Consider the following 18,055-nt stretch of genomic DNA (forward strand, 5'->3'; position numbering starts at 1 on the left):
TATACCGGCCGCGGGGGCGGGGCCTCTGCGCGGCGTCCCGTCCGACGGCTCGCCGGACTGTCCGCCCTTCCCGCCCGGCTGTGCGGGCTTTTCCGGGGACGTCACGCGGCCTCCTCCTCGGTGAGCTGGGAGAGCACGATCTCCCGGTAGGTCTCGTTCGTCGCCATGAGTTCGGGGTGGGTGCCGGTGCCGACGACCCGGCCCTCGTCGAGGACGACGATGCGGTCGGCGTCGCGGATGGTGGACACCCGCTGGGCGACGATGACGACCGTCGCGTCCCCGGTCTCCTGGGCCAGGGCGGCGCGCAGCCGCGCGTCGGTGGCGTAGTCGAGCGCGGAGAAGGAGTCGTCGAAGAGGTAGATCTCGGGGCGGCGGACCAGGGCCCGGGCGATGGCCAGGCGCTGGCGCTGGCCGCCGGAGACGTTGGTGCCGCCCTGGGCTATCGGCGCCGCCAGGCCCAGCTCCATGCCCTCGACGAAGTCGCGGGCCTGCGCGGTCTCCAGCGCCTGCCACAGCTCCTCGTCAGTCGCGTCGGGCTTGCCGTAGCGGAGGTTGGAGGCGACGGTCCCGGAGAAGAGATAGGGCTTCTGGGGGACGAGTCCGACGGTTTCGGACATCAGGACGGGGTCGAGTTCGCGTACGTCCACGCCGTCGACCAGCACCGTTCCGCCGGTGGCGTCGAAGAGCCGGGGCACGAGGCCCAGCAGGGTCGACTTGCCGCTTCCGGTGGAGCCGATCACCGCGGTGATCTCGCCGGGGCGGGCGACGAGCGAGACGTCCTTGAGGACGGGCTCCTCGGCGCCGGGGTAGCGGAACTCCACGCCGGTGAGCTCCAGATGGCCCGAGCGGCGCAGCTGCGTGACCGGCACGGCCGGGGGCACGACGCTGGAGTCGGTGCCGAGGACCTCCTGGACGCGCTCGGCGCAGACCTCGGCGCGCGGCACCATCATGAACATGAAGGTGGCCATCATGACGGCCATGAGGATCTGCATGAGGTAGCTGAGGAAGGCCGTCAGCGCGCCGATCTCCATGTGGCCGCCGTCGATGCGGTGGCCGCCGAACCACAGGACGGCGATCGACGAGAGGTTCACGACGAGCATCACCGACGGGAACATCAGCGACATCAGCCGGCCGGCCTTGAGCGAGACGTCCATCAGCTCGGTGTTGGCGCTGCGGAAGCGCCCCCGCTCATGGGTGTCGCGGACGAAGGCGCGGATCACGCGGATGCCGGTGATCTGCTCGCGCAGCACGCGGTTGACGGTGTCGATGCGCTCCTGGACGCCCCGGAAGACCGGGCGCATCCGCCAGATGATGAGCGACACGATGATGCCGAGGATCGGCACGATCACCAGGAGCAGCGCGGACAGCGGCACGTCCTGATTGAGTGCCATCACGATGCCGCCGACGCACATGATCGGGGCGGACACCATCAGCGTGAACGCCATCAGGACCAGCATCTGGACCTGTTGGACGTCGTTGGTGGTCCGGGTGATCAGCGAGGGCGCGCCGAACTGGCCCACCTCACGCGCGGAGAAGGACTGCACCCGGTCGAAGACGGCGGCGCGCAGGTCTCGCCCGAGCGCCATGGACGTACGCGCGCCGTAGTACACGGCGCCGACGGCGCACACGACTTGGACGAGCGTCACCCCGAGCATCCAGCCCCCGTAGCGGAGAATGTATCCCGTATCACCCTTGACGACGCCGCCGTCGATGATGTCCGCGTTGAGGGTGGGTAGGTAGAGCGTGGCGAGCGTCTGTACGAGCTGCAAGAGCACGATCAGCGCGATGGATTTGGAGTAGGGCCTCAGATACGCCCGCGTAAGTCGTACCAACACACACGCAGCCTATGTGAGGGCTCCCCCGCGTGGGCTCCTGAATTACGGGCGGGCGCCGTGACTCCGCATACACCCGTCATCATGGGAGGCGCACAAGAAGGAAAGGGGTCGCCGTGGCGACGACACAACCGGCGCGGCCGGTGGAGCCCGGTGGCGCGGCCGCGCCGGCCGGGCTGCCGAGGCAGCCGGGACCGGCGGGCGTGATCCGCTACTGGGCCGCGGCCAAGGCCGCCGCGGGCACGGCGGAGGAGCCGTACGCTGCGGTGACGCTGGCGGACGCGCTCGACGCGGCCCGGCGACGCCATGCCGCGCGCCCCGAATTCGCCCGGGTGCTGCTGCGCTGCTCGTTCCTCGTGGACGGCGACCCGGTCGGCACACGCGACCACACGACGGTCCAACTGGCCGAGGGCGGCACCGTCGAGGTGCTCCCGCCCTTCGCAGGAGGGTGACCCCGGCACGATGACCAATCAGCCGCACAACGGATACGGGCCGCGAGAGCCGTACGAACCGTACGAACCTCGTGATCCTTACGGTTCCTACGACCAGCAGGGCGTACAGCCCCCGGCGCAGCCCGGCTACGACGCCTATCAGCCGTACGACCCGTACGCGCAGGCGCAGCCCCAGCAGGCTCAACCCCAGCAGCCACAGCACCCGCAGAACCCCGCGGCGTGGCCGACGGCGCAGGGCGGTCAGCAGGGCTATGCGCAGCAGGAGCCCGTGACGCAGACCTGGCAGACCCCGACCTGGGACACGCAGACGTGGCAGCAGCCGGTCGCGCCCGCACCCGCCGGGGACCATTCCTACGGCTCGCCGTGGCCGGGCGAGCCCGAGCCGGGCCCGCAGGCGCACGACTTCGGGCACGCGCCGGGGGCACAGCCGCCCTCCCCTGTGGCCGAGCCGGTCGCGCCCGCGGCGCCGGAGCGGCCGATGACCGCCGCCGAGAAGGCCAAGGCGGAGGGCCGCCCGCAGATCCTCGCGCCGGGCTTCCGGCCGGCCGTGCTGACGACCGTGCTCGCGGTGCTGCTGGCGGCGGCCGCGCCGCTGGGGCAGTTCGCGCTGGTCGTCCCGGTGGCGCTGCTCCAGGCGGTGACGGCGGCGGGCTGGTTCCGGCTGAACGGCATGTGGCCGGCCCGGCAGGGCATCGCCCTGGCGTTCCTCGGCGGCATCGCCGCCGACATCGGGCTGCTGGCCACGGACGCCGACCAGGCGCCGACCGTCCTCATGGGCACGCTCGGCGTGTGGGTCCTGCTGACGCTGGTGCTCCAGCTGCGCAGCAACGCGGCGCCCGACGAGCGGCTGTACGGGCTGATGGTCGCCGGCGCGTCGGCCGCCCTCACGGTCGTCGCGGCCGGGCACCTGGCCGCCACGTCCTCCGACGCCGTGGTGATCGGCGCGGTCGGTGTCGCGGTGACGGCCCTGGCCCGCGCGCTGCCGCTGCCGAAGATCGCCTCGCCCGTCGTCGCCCTGGTCGCGGCCGCGGGCTCGGGCGTCGCGACCGGCTCGCTGACCGGCTTCGGGACGTCGGCGGCGCTGCTCGCCCTGGCGGCGGGCTGCTGCGCGCTGGCCGGCCTGCGCGCGGCGAGCTACGACTACCCGTCCCGCTTCGTGCACATGACGGCGGGCGTCGCGCTCCCGCTGATGGCGGCCGCCCCGGCCGTCTATGTGCTGGGCAGGGCCCTCGGCTGATCGTCCCCCGATCACGGCTGATCACCGTTTTTGTCGGTTTTCCGTACGGTCCGGTTAGGCTCCCTGCACAGGCAGGGGGCCTGACCTTGACCCGGGGGAGCGAGAGATACCGATGCGCGCTATACGGATAACCCTGATCATCGCCGTGGTGCTGGGGGCCCTCTTCGTCGGCGCGGACCGCGTCGCGGTGTACTTCGCCGAGGACCAGGCCGCCGAGAAGATACGCAGCTCACAGAACCTGTCGGGCACGCCAGATGTGTCGATCAAGGGCTTTCCCTTCCTGACCCAGGTCGCCAACTCCAGCCTCGACGAGGTCGAGGTCAAGCTCGACGGCGTGACCGCCGGGGCGGGCGACCGGTCGATCCAGATCACGGGCTTCAACGCCAAGCTCCAGGACGTCCGGATCAACAGCAGCTTCACCTCCGCCGTCGCCGACCGCGCGACGGGCACCGCCCACATCTCGTACGCCGACCTCACCAAGGCCGCGAACGACCCGGCCGTGACGGTCGGCTACGGCGGCACGAACGCGGCGGGCAAGAGCCAGGTCAAGGTCACCGGCAAGATCTCGGCGATGGGCCAGAGCATCGAGCGCAGCGTCAACTCCACGGTGACGGTCGTGGACGGCGACACCATCCGCGTGCGGGCCGACGAGATCCCGGCGCAGGGCTTCCCGGGCCTGGAGCAGATGATCCGGGAGAAGATCGACTTCGACCGGAAGATCAGCGGCCTGCCGCGGGGCATCAAGGTGGACAAGGTCGTCACCACGCAGGACGGTGTCGACATCACGCTGACGGGCTCGCACGTCAACCTGGCGGGCTGAGGCCGTACCAACCGGCGAGACGCCGCCGTCCGCACGCCAGACCCATGACGGACGGACGGCCCGGAACTCGCCCCTCCACGGGCCCGCCCGGCGCCGCGTATCCCACATTCCGGAATATTCCGTCTCACCATTCAACACACCGGTGACACCCCGCCCGTCCGTCCCTACGATCGGACGCATGAAGCGACAGGCGGACCTCACGAAGCGGCGGGCAGTCGACCTGTGCCGCGTCGCCGCCATGCTCTGTCGTCATGCCTGACGGGGGCGCGCACCCCTTGGCGGACTTACCGCCGGCCGCCCGCCCCGCGCTCGTTCCCCCTCGGCCCGTCGAGGCCACCGCACGAACCGCTGCGCGGCAGCGCGCGCTCCCCCTTCGAGAGCCGGAGCGCACCGCGCACACCCCGCAACTGCCCCGGAGGAGAACAGCATGAGCCGCAATGACGTCCTGGTGGACGCCGACTGGGTACAGGCCCGGATCGACGACCCGAAGACCGTCATCGTCGAGGTCGACGAGGACACCTCGGCCTACGACAAGAACCACATCAAGAACGCCGTCCGCATCGACTGGCGGACCGACCTCCAGGACCCGGTGCGCCGCGACTTCGTCGACCAGGCCGGCTTCGAGAAGCTGCTGTCGGAGAAGGGCATCGCGGGCGACGACACCGTCGTCCTCTACGGCGGCAACAACAACTGGTTCGCGGCGTACGCCTATTGGTACTTCAAGCTCTACGGCCACCGGGACGTGAAGCTCCTCGACGGCGGCCGCAAGAAGTGGGAGCTCGACTCCCGCGACCTGGTGGCCGAGGTGCCGCAGCGGGAGCGCACCGCGTACCGCGCGCAGCCCCAGGACACCTCGATCCGCGCGTTCCGCGACGACGCGGTGGCGGCCATCGGCACGCTCAACCTCGTCGACGTCCGCTCCCCCGACGAGTTCAGCGGCAAGCTGCTCGCCCCGGCGCACCTCCCCCAGGAGCAGTCGCAGCGCCCCGGCCACATCCCGACCGCGCGCAACATCCCGTGGTCGAAGTCGGCCAACGACGACGGCACCTTCAAGTCGGACGCCGAGCTGAAGGCGATCTACGAGGCCGCGGGCGTGGACCTGGCCAAGGACACCATCGCCTACTGCCGCATCGGCGAGCGCTCCGCCCACACGTGGTTCGTCCTCCACGAGCTGCTCGGCCAGGCCAACGTCCGCAACTACGACGGCTCCTGGACCGAGTACGGCTCCCTCGTCGGCGTGCCGATCGAGCTCGGCGCCAACTGACCCCTCCCTCTCATCCCTCAAGGAACGCTTATGTGTGGAGCAAAGGCCGGCGGCCCCGACGCCTCGACCGCCAAGCCCGGTGAGACGACCATCCAGGGCTCCGTGACCCGCGACGGCGAGCCCGTCACCGGCTACGTCCGACTCCTGGACAGCACCGGCGAGTTCACCGCCGAGGTGCCGACGTCCGCGACCGGCCAGTTCCGGTTCTACGCCGCCGAGGGCACGTGGACGCTGCGCGCGCTGGTGTCCGGGGCGACCGCCGACCGCACGGTCGTCGTCGCCGAGAAGGGCGCCCTCGCCGAGGTCGCCATCGCCGTCTGACGGCACTCATGAACGGCCGGAGGGCCGCACCCCGGGGTTGGACGCCATGATGGGGGTGCGGCCCTTCGCGCCGCGCAGGGTCCGGTCGTACGGTGGAAGCGTGTACGCACGGCGCCGCCACTGGTACTTCGCCATGATGGGCACCTGCATCGGGCTCTTCGTCCTGGCGTGGGCCGTCGTACGCCTCTTTTCCGTCCCGGCGGCCGTCGCGATGTGCCTCGTCGCGATGGTGATCCCCCCGGTCGCGGCGATCGTCGCAAACCGCCACGGCCCGGACGACCGCTGGTGGGACGACCCGTCGGGCGACCCGAAGTCGGACGAGTGGTGGGACGAACTCGACGGCAAACGGCGGCGGTAGCAACCAGCCCGTCCGGCGTTTGAGGACCGGGGTCTGGGGCGGAGCCCCAGTTTCGGGAAGGGGCGGGGTGGGGAACAAAGCCCGCCGCAGGCGCCGACGGGCGGCCCCGTGCAAACGGTCAGTACACCAGCGCCTGCACGCCGTCCCCCATCGCCTCCGCCACAAACACCTGCGCCCCAGCGATGCGCGCGCCCTCGATCAGGTCCTTCTCCTCCATGTCGCGCCGCGCCGCGCACTGCGTGCACACCGTGATCATGCCCCCGCCCACCCGGATGCCCTCGATCAGATCCGGCAGCGGCGCCGCGTGCGGCAGGGAGAACTCCGCCGCCCGCCCCGGCAGCGCGAACCACGACGCCTCGCCGGTCAGCCACAGCGACACCTCGACACCGCTCGCCACGGCGACAGCGGCCACCGTGAACGCCTGCGAGCACCTCTCGGGCGCGTCCGCGCCCGCCGTGACCTTGAGGACAAGCTTCTTCTTCGCCATGCGATCACTGTAGGCCGGACCCCACCGACCTCACACAGCCTCTCCCGACGCGTCCGACTAGACTCGGCAGCGGTCCGTACCCCCTCTCTCCGACCGAGGAGCACGCTCGTGCTTGAGGCAGTCTTCACCACCCTGCTCGTGCTGGTCGCCGTCGGCGTGCTCGCCTTCGCCGGGCTGACCTGGAAGAAGCTGTACCAGGGCCAGCGCTGACCCAAGGCAGCTGACCGTTCTCCCTCACCGTCTCCTACAGATCGTCTGAGCCCATGATCGAGATTCCGTCCGACCTCCACCCGGACCTCGTGCCCCTCGTCTTCCTCCTCGGCAAGTGGGAGGGGGCCGGCGTCGCCGACTTCCCCGGCTCCGAGAAGTGCAACTTCGGGCAGGAAGTCACCTTCACGCACGACGGCCGTGACTTCCTGGAGTACACGTCGCACAGCTGGGTGCTGGACGCCGAGGGCAAGATGGTCCGCCCGCTGGAGACCGAGAGCGGCTACTGGCGCATCGACAAGGACCGCAAGGTCGAGATCGTCATGATCCGCGACCAGGGCGTCGCCGAGGTCTGGTACGGCGAGCTGGCCGACCAGAAGCCGCAGATCGACCTGGCGACGGACGCCGTCGCCCGCACCGCGGCCGCCGGTCCGTACACGGGCGGCAAGCGCCTCTACGGCTACGTCAAGGGCGACCTGATGTGGGTCGGCGAGAAGGCCACCCCCGAGGTGCCGCTGCGCCCCTACATGTCGGCGCACCTGAAGAAGATCGCCGACCTCCAGGAGTGGGCCGCGAGCCTGCCCGACGACATGCCGGACGGCGTCGCCTTCTTCAACCAGGACGGCACGCCCTACACCGGCTGAGCACGCCGCACGACAACGCACGACAACGCAGAACGCGCCCCGCGGGGGAAGTCCGGTCGAAGTCCGGCGCTGACCCGCAACGGTAGGCGGAAGGTCCCCTCGGGGCCTTCCGCGAGCCCGATCACCCGCGGTGGCGTCCGCTCCTGACAACTCGCCGTGGACTGCGAGGGGACGCCCGGGCCGCACCCTTGTCGCCTCCGGGCCGCTCCTTGGTACGTACGAAGCGGCCCGAGGCGAAGGCGTACCGCTCGTGGCGACCCTCCTCAAGGCCCCCGTATCCCGTGCGCCGGGCGGGCCGCCGCCTCCCCGGCGGCTGCCGCTGCCACCGCTGCTGGGCGGGCTGGGCGCGGCCCTGCTCGTCTCCCTCGTGTGCGCGGTCGGCCTCGGCTCGGCCGGGGTGACCTGGGGCGAGACGCTCCGCTTCCTGCGGGCCGGGCTGACCGGCGGGACCATCGCGCCGGACGAGGTCTCCGCCTACGCCATCGTGTGGGAGCTGCGCTTCCCGCGCGCCCTGCTGGCCGCGGTCGTCGGCGCGGGGCTGTCCGCCATCGGCGTGGCCGTGCAGGCCATGGTCCGCAACGCGCTCGCCGACCCCTTCGTCCTCGGCATCTCCTCGGGCGCGGCCGTCGGCGCCAACGCCGTGCTGCTCTTCGGGGCGCTGGGCTCGCTCGGCGTCTGGGCGCTCTCCGGCGCCGCCTTCGCCTCGGCCCTCGCCGCGATGCTGCTCGTCTATCTCGCCGCGCGCACCCCGCAGGGGCTGACGCCGCTGCGGCTGGTGCTGACGGGCTCCGCGATGTACTACGGCTTCTCTGCCGTGACCACCCTGATGGTCTTCAGCGCCGACCGCGGCGAGGCCGCCCGCTCGGCCATGATGTGGCTGCTCGGCAGCCTCGGCGGCGCCACCTGGGCGTCCGTGCCCATCGCGGCCGCCGCCGTCCTCGCCGGGCTCGGGTATCTGCTGTGGTCGGCGCGCGGCCTCAACGCCCTGGCCATGGGCGACGAGACGGCCGCCGCGCTCGGCGTGGACCCCGACCGGCTGCGGCGCAGGCTGTTCGTCGTCGCGGCCGCCGTCACCGGTGCCGTCGTCGCCGTCAGCGGCGCGATCGGATTCGTCGGCCTGATGGTCCCGCACATCACCCGCATGCTCGTCGGCGCCGACCACCGCCGGGTGCTGGCCGTGGCCCCGCTGCTGGGCGCCGTGCTGCTGGTGTGGGTCGACATCGTCTCCCGGCTGCTGCTGGCGCCCGTCGAGCTGCCGGTCGGCGTCATCACCGCGATCATCGGCGTGCCCTGCTTCGTGCTGCTGATGCGCCGCCGCGGCTACAGCTTCGGAGGGTCATAGGAATGCGCGTCGACATCGAGGGCCTGTCGGTCGAGGTCGGGGGCGCACGGCTGGTGGAGGACATCGCGCTGCGGGCGGGGTCCGGGCAGTTCGTGGGCCTGGTCGGCCCCAACGGCAGCGGCAAGTCCACCCTGCTGCGCTGCGTCTACCGCGCGCTGCGCCCGGCCGCCGGCACCGTACGGCTGGACGGCGACGACCTGCACGCGCTGACCGCCCGCGAGGGCGCACGGCGGCTGGCGGCGCTGCCGCAGGAGTCGGCGAGCGAGTTCGACTTCACCGTCGGCGAGATCGTCGCGATGGGCCGGCTGCCGCACCAGGGCGCCGCCGCGCGGGCGAGCGCGCGGGACGGCGAGGTGTGCGCGGCCGCCCTGGAGCAGGTCGGCGCGGCCCACCTCGCGGACCGCGCCTTCCCGACCCTGTCGGGCGGCGAGAAGCAGCGCGTGCTGATCGCCCGCGCCCTGGCCCAGCAGCCGAAGGTGCTGGTCCTGGACGAGCCCACCAACCACCTGGACATCGCCCAGCAGCTGGAGGTCCTCTCGCTCGTGCGCGGCGCGGGGCTGACGGTCCTGGCCGCGCTGCACGACCTGAACCTCGCCGCCACGCACTGCGACGCGCTGTACGTCATCGCGGGCGGCCGCATCGTCGCGTCCGGCCCGCCGGACGCGGTCCTGACCGCCGGCCTGCTGGCCGAGGTCTTCGGCGTACGGGCCCACCGGGTGCCGCACCCCGAGTCCGGCGCCACCCGCCTGCTCTTCGACCGCCTCCCCACCCCGTAAGGACCGCACCCCATGCGCGCTCTCCGCACCGCCGTCGCCCTGCTCGCCGCCCTGGCCCTGGCGGGCTGCGGGGCGAGCGTGTCGGAATCCCCGGCCGAGGCCCCCAAGGGCAGGGCTTCCGGGCACTACCCCGTGACCGTGAAGAACTGCGGGGTGAAGACGACGTACGACAAGGCCCCGCAGCGGGTGGTCACCAATGACGTCGGCATCGCGGAGATCATGTTCGCGCTCGGCCTGGAGGACCACATGGCCGGTTATGTGGCGCCCGATTACAAGGGCGACCGCGAGTCGGTGCCGTGGGCGGACGGCTACAAGAAGGTGAAGTGGCTGTCCAAGAAGGAGATCACCAAGGAGATCGTCCTCGACGCGAAGGCCGACCTGGTCTTCGCGGGCTGGAACTACGGCTTCGGCGAGGGCAACGGCTTCACACCCGCCGCCCTGAAGAAGCTGGGCATCGGCTCGTACGTCCTGACCGAGTCCTGCCACAACGGCACGGGCGCCTCGCGCGGCGTGATGCCGCCGCTGGAGGCGCTCTACGCCGACCTGGAGACGCTCGGCAAGGTCTTCGACGTGGAGGACCGGGCGCGCGCGCTGACCGACCGCTTCAAGAAGCAGGTCGCCGACGCGCAGGCGCAGGTCCCGGCGGACGGCCCGAAGCCCAAGGTCTTCCTCTACGACAGCGGCCAGGACAAGCCCACCACCGCGGGCGCCTACGCGGGGCCGCACGACATCATCACCAAGGCCGGCGGCGACCACGTGATGAAGGACCTCAAGGACTCCTGGACCCAGGTCGGCTGGGAGACGGTCGTGGAGCGCGACCCCGACGTCATCGTGATCAACAACTACGGGGACGTGTCCGCCGAGCAGAAGAAGAAGTTCCTGAAGTCCTACGGCCCGCTCGCGAACGTCTCCGCCGTGAAGAACGACCGCATCTTCGTCCTCGACTACGTCGACCTCGTCGAGAGCCCCCGCAACCCCGCGGCCATCGCGGCGCTCGCCGGCTTCCTCAAGGGGGTCCGCAACGCCTGACGCTGCCTAGACTGGTGGCGTGGTGGACACCGACTGGCAGAGCAACCTCCGTAAGCGCGGCTACCGGCTGACGCCGCAGCGCCAGCTCGTCCTGGAGGCGGTCGACCGGCTGGAGCACGCGACCCCGGACGACATCCTCACCGAGGTCCGGCGCACGGCGGGCGGGGTCAACATCTCCACGGTCTACCGGACCCTGGAGCTGCTGGAGGAGCTGGGCCTGGTCAGCCACGCCCACCTCGGGCACGGCGCCCCCACCTACCACCTCGCCGACCGGCATCACCACATACACCTCGTCTGCCGCGACTGCACGACCGTGATCGAGGCCGACCTGTCGGTGGCCGGGCCGTTCACCGAGCGGCTGCGCGAGTCCTTCGGCTTCGACACCGACATGAAGCACTTCGCGATCTTCGGCCGGTGCGCCGACTGCTCCTCGAAGGCGACCGCCGACGGGTCGTAGGCTTGTGCGCATGCTGCGTCATTCGAAAGCCAGCCCGCTGCTCTCGCTGCCCGGCGCCGTCGCCGCCGAGGCCCCCGACGAGGGCGTCGCCGCGCACTACGGCGACCTCTTCCGCGAGCAGCGCACGCTCGCCGGAGGGTCCGGTCTCGTCGACCTCTCGCACCGCGGCGTCGTCACCGTCACCGGGTCCGACCGGCTGAGCTGGCTGCACCTGCTGATCACCCAGCACGTGAGCGAGCTCCCGGCCGGGCAGGCCACGGAGGCGCTGGTCCTCTCCGCCAACGGCCACATCGAGCACGCGCTCTATCTCGTGGACGACGGGGAGACGACCTGGGCCCACGTCGAACCCGGCACCCAGGACGGCCTGATCGCCTACCTGGAGAGCATGAAGTTCTTCTACCGCGTCGAGGTCGCCGACCGCACGGACGAATTCGCCGTGGTCCACCTCCCCGCGGGCTCGATCACCGAGGTCCCCGAGGGTGTGCCGGTGCGCGAGACGGCGCACGGGCGCGATCTGTTCCTCCCGCGCGCACGCCTGGCGGAATTCGCCGCCGCGCACGGCCCGGCGGTGGGCGTGCTCGCCTACGAGGCGCTGCGCGTCGAGGGCCACCGCCCCCGCGTGGGCCTGGAGACCGACCACCGCACCATCCCCCACGAGCTGGGCTGGATCGGCACGGCCGTCCACCTCCAGAAGGGCTGCTACCGCGGCCAGGAGACCGTCGCCCGCGTCCACAACCTGGGGAAACCGCCGCGCCGCCTGGTCTTCCTGCACCTCGACGGCAGCGAGGTCTCCCTCCCGGGCCACGGCACCCCGGTCCGCCTCGCGTCGGACGGCCCGGAGGGGCGCGCACTGGGCTTCATCACCACGGCGGCGCGCCACCACGAACTCGGCCCGATCGCGCTGGCGCTGGTGAAGCGGAACGTCGCGGTCGATGCACCGCTCCTTGTAGGAGAGGCGACTGCGGCGTCGCAGGAGGTCGTGGTCGAGCCGTAGGGCGCGGGGGCGAAGCCCCCGCGCCCTACACCTCCACCAGCACCGTGAACGGGCCGTTGTTCGTCAGGGACACCTTCATGTCCGCGCCGAAGCGGCCCGTCTCCACGTGCGCGCCCAGCGCGCGGAGCTGAGAGACGACCGCGTCGACCAAAGGCTCCGCGACATCACCTCGCGCAGCCGCATTCCACGTGGGCCGCCGCCCCTTCCGCGCGTCACCGTAGAGAGTGAACTGGGAGATCACCAGCAGCGGCGCCCCCACGTCCGAACAAGACCTCTCGTCCTCCAGGATCCGCAGCGACCACAGCTTGCGGGCGAGCTGCCCGGCCTTCTCCGCCGTGTCCTCGTGCGTCACTCCGACGAGCACGCACAGGCCCTGTCCGATGATCTCGCCGACGGTCTCGCCGCCCACGACGACGCTCGCCCCGTCCACTCTCTGCACCACTGCACGCATACGGACCATGATGCCCTGCGTCCATCCAGGGCCGTTCGGGTGGAGAGACCCTGCGCCCGGGCATCACACAGTGGCACGATGCGTGCAGGCGGTGCTCGTACGGGCAACGTGACCCGGACGCACGCCGCCCGAGGGGAACGGAAGCGCATGACCACACCCATTGAGGACGGTCCCATGCTCAAGACAGCGGACAGCCTGCACCCCAGGCCGCCGAGCCAGCGCACCGGACGGCTGGCGGACGTCCCCGCGCGGGAGCTGGGGGACCTGAGCCTGGCGGAGCTGCGCGTGCTGCGCAGGGACGCGCAGCGGGACGAGGCGGATCTCAGCTATGTGCGGCGCCTGCTCCAGGGCCGCATCGACATCCTGCGCGCCGAGCTGGCGCGGCGCTCCGCCCCGGGCGCCCCGGTCATGGCCCGGCTCGTCGTGGAGCGCCTGTCGGAGATCCTCGCGGACGGACCCTCCACCCAGCGCTCCTCCGCCCGCCACGTGACGCTGGGGACCCCGCACAGCGAGGAGTCCCGGCGGCTGGTCGAGGACATGCTCGCCGAGGTGGAGCTCTCCGACCTGGGCGCCCGCACCGACCCCGAGCTGCTGAGCGGCATGCGCCGCCTGGAGGCGTACGAGCGCCAGGTGTCGGTGCGCCGCCAGGGCCTGCAGCGCACGGCCGACGATTGCAGTGCCGAAATCGCCCGAAGGTACCGTGAAGGGGAAGCGCAAGTAGACGACCTCCTCTCGTGACCCACCGGGGGCGGTCCGCACCACCTCCCCCGGAAGGCCGACGATGACCTCCTCGACCCCTGACTCCTCCGCCACCGCCCCGGCCGGCATACCGCCGGTCCTCGCCGAGGTCGTACGTTCCGGCTTCGTCGAGGGCCACCACCGCGGTTCGCTGGTGGTGCTGGCCGCGGACGGCAGTGTCGAGCTGGCCCTGGGCGACACCTCCGCGCCCGTCTTCCCGCGCTCCGCGAACAAGCCGATGCAGGCGGCCGCCGTGCTGCGGGCCGGTCTGGAGCTCTCCGGGGAGCGGCTGGCGCTGGCCGCGGCGAGTCACTCCGGAGAAACGTTCCATCGGGAGCTGGTGCGGACGATGCTCTCGGAGTTCCGGATCCCCGAGGACGCGCTGCAGACCCCGCCGGACCTGCCCCTGGACCCGGTGGAGGCGGAGGCGTGCCTCGCGGCCGGGCTCGGCCGTGACCGCGTCACCATGAACTGCTCCGGCAAGCACGCCGCCATGATCGCGGCGTGCGCGGTCAACGGCTGGGACACGGACTCCTACCTCGCCGCCGACCACCCGCTCCAGCGGCTCGCCCTCCAGGTCGTCGAGGAGACGAGCGGCGAGAGCGTCGCCCACGTCGGTACCGACGGCTGCGGCGCGCCCCTGATGGCGATCTCCCTCACCGGCCTGGCCCGCGCCTTCCGCGGCTTCGTCCTGGCCGAGCCGGGCACGCCGGAGCGCCGGGTCGCGGACGCGATGCGCGCGCACCCGGAGTACGTGGCCGGTACGCGCCGTGCCGACACGTGGCTGATGCGGGAGGTGCCCGGGGCGCTGTCCAAGATGGGCGCCGAGGCGGTCCAGGCGGTGGCCCTCCCGGACGGCCGGTCCCTCGCCTTCAAGATCGACGACGGCGCGCTCCGCGCGACGGGTCCAGTGCTGGCCCGGGCCCTCTCCCTTCTGGGCGTGGACGTCCCCGCCGTGGCACGCATGGCCGAGGCGCCGCTCCTTGGCGGAGGGCGTCAGGTGGGCGAGATCCGCGCGACGTTCTGAGCGGGTGCGTCTGCGGGCCCGGTTCGCCGCCTGCGGCGGGCTTGTTCCCCACCCCGCCCCTTCCCGAACTGGGGCTCCGCCCCAGACCCCGAAGCACGCTTCGCGCGCTGTCCTCAAACGCCGGACGGGCTGAATTGCGCACCCCCGGGGGTCTGGGGGCGGAGCCCCCAGTTTCGGGAAGGGGCGTGGCTGGGGAAAAAGCCCGCCGCAGGCGCCACGGACCCGCACCCGGCAGCGCGCCCACCCAAAAAGCACATGCCCCCGCACCACCCACCCCCCTACCGTCCCCCCATGACGCCAGACATCCGCCCCGTCACCGAAGCCGACCTCCCCGAATGGTCAAAGGCCCTGCGCACCGGCTTCCTCCGGCCCCCCACCCCCAGCAAGGAAGAGGTCGAGTTCCGCGCCCCGACCCACGCCACCCCACGGACGCAGGGCGCGTTCGACGGGGACCGCTGCGTCGCCACCTTCCGCAGCTTCACGCAGCGGCTCAGCATGCCCGGCGGCGCGGACGTCACGACGGACGCGGTCAGCAACGTGGCGGTGTCCCCCACCCACCGCAGGCGCGGCCTGCTGAGCCGCATGATGGCGGAGGACCTGCGCGCGGCCAGGGAGCGCGGGGACGCGGCGGCGACGCTGATCGCGGCGGAGTACCCGATCTACGGCCGCTACGGCTTCGGTCCGGCCTCCTGGGTGACGGAGTGGGAGGTCGAGGTGGCGCGCACGGGTCTCGACCGGCGCTACGGCGGCCCCGAGGACGGCGGACGGGTCGACTTCGCGGACCCCGCCGACGTCCGTGAGCAGGGCCCCGGCCTGCACGAGCGCATGCGCGCCGTACGGCACGGAGCCGTCGACCGCTCGGAGCGCTGGTGGCTGACGAACACGGGCGCGCTCCCGAACGGCAAGCCATGGCAGGAGCCGTTCGCCGTGCTGTACCGCTCGCCGGAGGGCACCGTCGACGGCTTCCTCGCGTACACCGCGGACGACACCTGGGAGACGAAGCTCCCCCAGTGCTCGGCCACCGTCCTCGACCTCATCGCGGTGACCCCGGCCGCCGAACGGGCGCTGTGGCGCTTCCTGTTGTCGGTCGACTGGATCACCCGGGTCCGCACCGGGTTCCGCGCCCCCGACGACGTCCTTCCGCTGCTGCTGCCCGACCCGCGCGCGGCGCGCGTCCTCACCCACGCCGACCATCTGTGGGTGCGGCCCCTCGACGTACCGGCGCTGCTGGAGGCCCGTACGTACGCCTCGTCCGGCGCGCTCGTCCTGGAGGTGACCGACCCGGACGGCCTGGCGGGCGGGCGGTTCCTGCTGGACGCAGGGCCGGACGGCACGCGGTGTGCGCCCACGGGCCGGGCGGCCGATCTCACGCTGAGCGTGGGCGAGTTGGGCACGCTCGTCCTCGGAGACGAGTCGGCGGTGCGCCTCGCCGCGCTGGGGCGGATCGACGAGGAGCGGGCGGGCGCGGTGGCCCGTGCGGACGTGCTGCTGCGCACGGCGCGCAGGCCCTGGTGCCCCGACATCTTCTGACGGCCCCGGGAAGCCCGCGCTTGACCTCAAGTGAGCTTGAGGTAGCAGGCTTCTTCTCAAGAGCCCGCCGGACCCGCGCCGGCCCGACCCAGGGGGACCACCATGTCCGAGGACACCTACCGCCTTGCCGTCGTCATCGCCTCCACCCGTGAGGGCCGCTTCGCGACCACGGTCGCCAAGTGGTTCGCCGCGCAGGTCGCGGAGCGCGGCGACGTCGAGGTCGACGTCATCGACCTCGCCGAGCACCCGCTGTCGATGCACCTCTCCCACGAGCCGAGCCCCGAGGACGCCGCGGTGCTGGCCGTGGTGGCCCCGCGGCTGGAGCGGGCCGACGCCTTCGTGGTCCTGACGCCGGAGTACAACCACAGCTACCCCGCGCCGCTGAAGAACCTCATCGACCGGCACTACACGCAGTGGCGGGCCAAGCCGGTCGCGTTCGTCTCGTACGGCGGGCTCTCCGGCGGCCTGCGCGCGGTCGAGCACCTGCGCCCCGTCTTCGCGGAGCTGCACGCGGTGACCATCCGCGAGGTGGTCAGCATCCACAGCCCCTGGGGCAAGTTCGACGAGGACGGCGGCCACCTGGACGAGGCGGCCGGGCAGGCGGCGGCCGGCGCGGCGAAGGTCATGCTCGACCAGCTCGCGTGGTGGGCGCTGTCCCTGCGCGAGGCCCGCGCGGCGCGCCCGTACGGCTCCTGACCCCGCCGCCCGCTACGCCGCCGGGGCGTCGCCCTCGCGCAGCATGGCGATCCGCTCGTCGCCCCACTCGGCGAGCGGGGCGAGCGCGGCGTTCAGGCGCAGTCCGCGCTCGGTGAGGGAGTACTCCACCCTCGGCGGCACCTGTTCGTAGACCTCCCGGTGCACGATGCCGTCCGCCTCCAGCTCCCTCAGCTGCTGGGTCAGCACCTTCTCGCTGATCCCCGGCAGCAGGCGCCTGGTCTCCCCGAAACGACGCGTCGCGTCGTTCAGGACCCACAGGATGTGCACCTTCCATTTGCCGTCGACGACATCGATGGCGGCGTCGACACCGCACTGATAAGGCTGCTGCTGCTTCACGGACATCCCCCTGCCCCCGGCCTCTCTCGACTTCCCCACCCTAACGGGGCGGGCAGCCGCGAAAACCGGCCGTCTCTCCGGGTCCGATCGCCCTCCCCGCCCCGGGTATTTTGGCGGGGAGCCCGATCCATCAGGAGAAACGATGTCTTCCGAGCAGCGCCGCAGCCGCATTCTGTTTGTCACCGACCTGGCCTACGAGGCCCGGGGGCGGCGGTACTGCGACGAGGACATCTTTCTCTCCTCCCGGCTGCGCGCGGAATTCGACATCGCGCTGTGCCATCCGCTGGACGCGGCCGCGCTGATGGCGGACTTCGACGCGGTCGTGGTCCGCAACAGCGGGCCGGTGCTGAACTACCAGGCCGAGTACGACGATTTCCGCGCGCTCGCGGAGAAGCAGGGTGTACGGGTCTACAACCAGCTGTCCGGCAAGGCCGACATGGTCGGCAAGCGATATCTCCTCGACCTGACCGCCGCGGGATATCCCGTCATACCGACCATCGACGACCCGCAGGACCTCGGCCGGCTGCCGGAAACGGACGAATACGTGGTCAAGCCGAAGCTCGGCGCGGATTCCATAGGGCTGGAATTCGTCCCCCGGGACCGGCTCGCCGAACTCCCTTACGGCGACATCCTCGTGCAGCCCCGCATACCCTTCGCCTACGAGGTCTCGTTCTACTTCGTCGACCGGTCCTTCCAGTACGCGCTCTACGCGCCCCGGCCCGAGCAGCGCTGGGCCCTGGAGACGTACGAGCCCACCGCCGCCGACCTCGCCTTCGCGCAGCGCTTCGTCGACTGGAACGACGTCGAATACGGCATCCAGCGCGTGGACGCCTGCCGCGCGCCGGGCGGCGAACTCCTCCTGGTGGAACTGGAAGACCTCAATCCGTATCTGTCCCTGGACCTGCTGGAGCCCGCCGCCCGGGACGCCTTCGCCAAGAGCATGGCCGCGTCGGTCCACCGGCTGATCGCCGACGGGCGCCCGTCCGGAACCATCGGGTAATGTGGGCGGTTCAGGCAGTGCGCGAATCGAGGAGGT

The 18,055-nt window shown here is 71.9% G+C and carries 21 protein-coding genes; 17 read left to right on the forward strand and 4 right to left on the reverse strand.

What is annotated here, in order from left to right:
• Nucleotides 1-101 precede the first annotated feature (101 nt).
• Entirely contained in the window at nt 102-1,835 is a 1,734-nt protein-coding gene (locus tag ABD269_RS03465) for an ABC transporter ATP-binding protein (RefSeq protein WP_344115887.1), read from the reverse strand.
• 173 nt (nt 1,836-2,008) lie between these two features.
• On the opposite strand from ABD269_RS03465, the gene ABD269_RS03470 reads away from it, so the two are divergent.
• From ABD269_RS03470 to ABD269_RS03495, 6 genes are all read left to right on the forward strand, one after another.
• Nucleotides 2,009-2,284, forward strand: coding sequence for a MoaD/ThiS family protein (locus ABD269_RS03470; RefSeq protein WP_116215833.1), 276 nt, complete (start codon nt 2,009-2,011; stop codon nt 2,282-2,284).
• 10 nt (nt 2,285-2,294) lie between these two features.
• A complete protein-coding gene (locus ABD269_RS03475) occupies nt 2,295-3,521 on the forward strand; it encodes a hypothetical protein (RefSeq protein WP_344115889.1) in 1,227 nt (408 codons plus the stop codon).
• Nucleotides 3,522-3,633: 112 nt separating this feature from the next.
• Nucleotides 3,634-4,341 carry an LmeA family phospholipid-binding protein gene (locus ABD269_RS03480; RefSeq protein ID WP_301893309.1) on the forward strand — a complete coding sequence of 236 codons (708 nt, stop codon included), beginning with the start codon at nt 3,634-3,636 and terminating at the stop codon, nt 4,339-4,341.
• A 427-nt stretch (nt 4,342-4,768) separates the two neighbouring features.
• Nucleotides 4,769-5,605, forward strand: a complete 837-nt coding sequence (locus ABD269_RS03485) for a sulfurtransferase (RefSeq protein ID WP_344115892.1) — start codon at nt 4,769-4,771, stop codon at nt 5,603-5,605.
• 30 nt (nt 5,606-5,635) lie between these two features.
• Nucleotides 5,636-5,926, forward strand: a complete 291-nt coding sequence (locus ABD269_RS03490; protein ID WP_301893311.1) for a DUF1416 domain-containing protein — start codon at nt 5,636-5,638, stop codon at nt 5,924-5,926.
• A gap of 49 nt (nt 5,927-5,975) precedes the next feature.
• A complete protein-coding gene (locus ABD269_RS03495) occupies nt 5,976-6,284 on the forward strand; it encodes a DUF3099 domain-containing protein (protein WP_301894378.1) in 309 nt (102 codons plus the stop codon).
• 118 nt (nt 6,285-6,402) lie between these two features.
• Here ABD269_RS03495 and ABD269_RS03500 read toward each other — a convergent pair whose 3' ends face one another.
• Nucleotides 6,403-6,771 carry a DsrE family protein gene (locus ABD269_RS03500; protein WP_344115896.1) on the reverse strand — a complete coding sequence of 123 codons (369 nt, stop codon included), beginning with the start codon at nt 6,769-6,771 and terminating at the stop codon, nt 6,403-6,405.
• A 263-nt stretch (nt 6,772-7,034) separates the two neighbouring features.
• Between ABD269_RS03500 and ABD269_RS03505 the strand changes: the two genes are divergently transcribed.
• From ABD269_RS03505 to ygfZ, 6 genes are all read left to right on the forward strand, one after another.
• Nucleotides 7,035-7,622 carry a heme-binding beta-barrel domain-containing protein gene (locus tag ABD269_RS03505; protein ID WP_301893313.1) on the forward strand — a complete coding sequence of 196 codons (588 nt, stop codon included), beginning with the start codon at nt 7,035-7,037 and terminating at the stop codon, nt 7,620-7,622.
• Nucleotides 7,623-7,872: 250 nt separating this feature from the next.
• On the forward strand, nt 7,873-8,964 hold the full coding sequence (locus tag ABD269_RS03510; RefSeq protein ID WP_344115899.1) for a FecCD family ABC transporter permease: 1,092 nt from the start codon (nt 7,873-7,875) through the stop codon (nt 8,962-8,964).
• Nucleotides 8,965-8,966: 2 nt separating this feature from the next.
• Nucleotides 8,967-9,740: an ABC transporter ATP-binding protein gene (locus tag ABD269_RS03515; RefSeq protein ID WP_344115901.1), complete on the forward strand. Its 774-nt coding sequence runs from the start codon at nt 8,967-8,969 to the stop codon at nt 9,738-9,740.
• Between the two features lie 12 nt (nt 9,741-9,752).
• Complete coding sequence (locus ABD269_RS03520; protein WP_344115903.1) at nt 9,753-10,769, forward strand: ABC transporter substrate-binding protein; 1,017 nt, start codon at nt 9,753-9,755, stop codon at nt 10,767-10,769.
• A gap of 19 nt (nt 10,770-10,788) precedes the next feature.
• The gene (locus tag ABD269_RS03525; RefSeq protein WP_344115905.1) at nt 10,789-11,226 is read left to right on the forward strand and encodes a Fur family transcriptional regulator; all 438 of its coding nucleotides are present in this window, start codon (nt 10,789-10,791) and stop codon (nt 11,224-11,226) included.
• A 10-nt stretch (nt 11,227-11,236) separates the two neighbouring features.
• Nucleotides 11,237-12,220, forward strand: a complete 984-nt coding sequence (gene ygfZ / locus ABD269_RS03530; RefSeq protein WP_344115907.1) for a CAF17-like 4Fe-4S cluster assembly/insertion protein YgfZ — start codon at nt 11,237-11,239, stop codon at nt 12,218-12,220.
• A 25-nt stretch (nt 12,221-12,245) separates the two neighbouring features.
• Here ygfZ and dtd read toward each other — a convergent pair whose 3' ends face one another.
• On the reverse strand, nt 12,246-12,671 hold the full coding sequence (gene dtd / locus ABD269_RS03535; RefSeq protein WP_344115909.1) for a D-aminoacyl-tRNA deacylase: 426 nt from the start codon (nt 12,669-12,671) through the stop codon (nt 12,246-12,248).
• A 147-nt stretch (nt 12,672-12,818) separates the two neighbouring features.
• Here dtd and ABD269_RS03540 point away from each other — a divergent pair, with 147 nt between their 5' ends.
• The 4 genes from ABD269_RS03540 (at nt 12,819) to ABD269_RS03555 (ending at nt 16,662) form a co-directional block, all read left to right on the forward strand.
• Nucleotides 12,819-13,409, forward strand: coding sequence for an RsiG family protein (locus tag ABD269_RS03540; protein ID WP_240351479.1), 591 nt, complete (start codon nt 12,819-12,821; stop codon nt 13,407-13,409).
• 43 nt (nt 13,410-13,452) lie between these two features.
• On the forward strand, nt 13,453-14,436 hold the full coding sequence (locus tag ABD269_RS03545) for an asparaginase (RefSeq protein ID WP_344115913.1): 984 nt from the start codon (nt 13,453-13,455) through the stop codon (nt 14,434-14,436).
• 291 nt (nt 14,437-14,727) lie between these two features.
• On the forward strand, nt 14,728-15,966 hold the full coding sequence (locus tag ABD269_RS03550; RefSeq protein WP_344115915.1) for a GNAT family N-acetyltransferase: 1,239 nt from the start codon (nt 14,728-14,730) through the stop codon (nt 15,964-15,966).
• A gap of 102 nt (nt 15,967-16,068) precedes the next feature.
• Nucleotides 16,069-16,662, forward strand: coding sequence for an NADPH-dependent FMN reductase (locus tag ABD269_RS03555; protein WP_344115917.1), 594 nt, complete (start codon nt 16,069-16,071; stop codon nt 16,660-16,662).
• 12 nt (nt 16,663-16,674) lie between these two features.
• Here the strand turns inward: ABD269_RS03555 and ABD269_RS03560 are convergent, their stop codons facing one another.
• The gene (locus ABD269_RS03560) at nt 16,675-17,025 is read right to left on the reverse strand and encodes a winged helix-turn-helix transcriptional regulator (RefSeq protein ID WP_344115919.1); all 351 of its coding nucleotides are present in this window, start codon (nt 17,023-17,025) and stop codon (nt 16,675-16,677) included.
• A 136-nt stretch (nt 17,026-17,161) separates the two neighbouring features.
• On the opposite strand from ABD269_RS03560, the gene ABD269_RS03565 reads away from it, so the two are divergent.
• A complete protein-coding gene (locus tag ABD269_RS03565; RefSeq protein WP_344115921.1) occupies nt 17,162-18,019 on the forward strand; it encodes an ATP-grasp domain-containing protein in 858 nt (285 codons plus the stop codon).
• The last annotated feature ends 36 nt before the right edge of the window (nt 18,020-18,055 follow it).

The organism is Streptomyces blastmyceticus, assembly GCF_039521185.1.
GTDB lineage: Bacteria > Actinomycetota > Actinomycetes > Streptomycetales > Streptomycetaceae > Streptomyces > Streptomyces blastmyceticus.

What these genes read in the sequence shown, in the direction of transcription:
- ABD269_RS03505 (WP_301893313.1), top strand. Translation starts at nt 7,035, where the DNA reads ATGATCGAGATTCCGTCCGACCTCCACCCGGACCTCGTGCCCCTCGTC.
- ABD269_RS03475 (WP_344115889.1), top strand. Translation starts at nt 2,295, where the DNA reads ATGACCAATCAGCCGCACAACGGATACGGGCCGCGAGAGCCGTACGAA.
- ABD269_RS03550 (WP_344115915.1), top strand. Translation starts at nt 14,728, where the DNA reads ATGACGCCAGACATCCGCCCCGTCACCGAAGCCGACCTCCCCGAATGG.
- dtd (WP_344115909.1), bottom strand. Translation starts at nt 12,671, where the DNA reads ATGCGTGCAGTGGTGCAGAGAGTGGACGGGGCGAGCGTCGTCGTGGGC.
- ABD269_RS03560 (WP_344115919.1), bottom strand. Translation starts at nt 17,025, where the DNA reads ATGTCCGTGAAGCAGCAGCAGCCTTATCAGTGCGGTGTCGACGCCGCC.
- ABD269_RS03485 (WP_344115892.1), top strand. Translation starts at nt 4,769, where the DNA reads ATGAGCCGCAATGACGTCCTGGTGGACGCCGACTGGGTACAGGCCCGG.
- ABD269_RS03490 (WP_301893311.1), top strand. Translation starts at nt 5,636, where the DNA reads ATGTGTGGAGCAAAGGCCGGCGGCCCCGACGCCTCGACCGCCAAGCCC.
- ABD269_RS03495 (WP_301894378.1), top strand. Translation starts at nt 5,976, where the DNA reads ATGGGGGTGCGGCCCTTCGCGCCGCGCAGGGTCCGGTCGTACGGTGGA.
- ABD269_RS03520 (WP_344115903.1), top strand. Translation starts at nt 9,753, where the DNA reads ATGCGCGCTCTCCGCACCGCCGTCGCCCTGCTCGCCGCCCTGGCCCTG.
- ABD269_RS03555 (WP_344115917.1), top strand. Translation starts at nt 16,069, where the DNA reads ATGTCCGAGGACACCTACCGCCTTGCCGTCGTCATCGCCTCCACCCGT.
- ABD269_RS03540 (WP_240351479.1), top strand. Translation starts at nt 12,819, where the DNA reads ATGACCACACCCATTGAGGACGGTCCCATGCTCAAGACAGCGGACAGC.
- ABD269_RS03500 (WP_344115896.1), bottom strand. Translation starts at nt 6,771, where the DNA reads ATGGCGAAGAAGAAGCTTGTCCTCAAGGTCACGGCGGGCGCGGACGCG.
- ABD269_RS03565 (WP_344115921.1), top strand. Translation starts at nt 17,162, where the DNA reads ATGTCTTCCGAGCAGCGCCGCAGCCGCATTCTGTTTGTCACCGACCTG.
- ABD269_RS03480 (WP_301893309.1), top strand. Translation starts at nt 3,634, where the DNA reads ATGCGCGCTATACGGATAACCCTGATCATCGCCGTGGTGCTGGGGGCC.
- ygfZ (WP_344115907.1), top strand. Translation starts at nt 11,237, where the DNA reads ATGCTGCGTCATTCGAAAGCCAGCCCGCTGCTCTCGCTGCCCGGCGCC.
- ABD269_RS03545 (WP_344115913.1), top strand. Translation starts at nt 13,453, where the DNA reads ATGACCTCCTCGACCCCTGACTCCTCCGCCACCGCCCCGGCCGGCATA.
- ABD269_RS03515 (WP_344115901.1), top strand. Translation starts at nt 8,967, where the DNA reads ATGCGCGTCGACATCGAGGGCCTGTCGGTCGAGGTCGGGGGCGCACGG.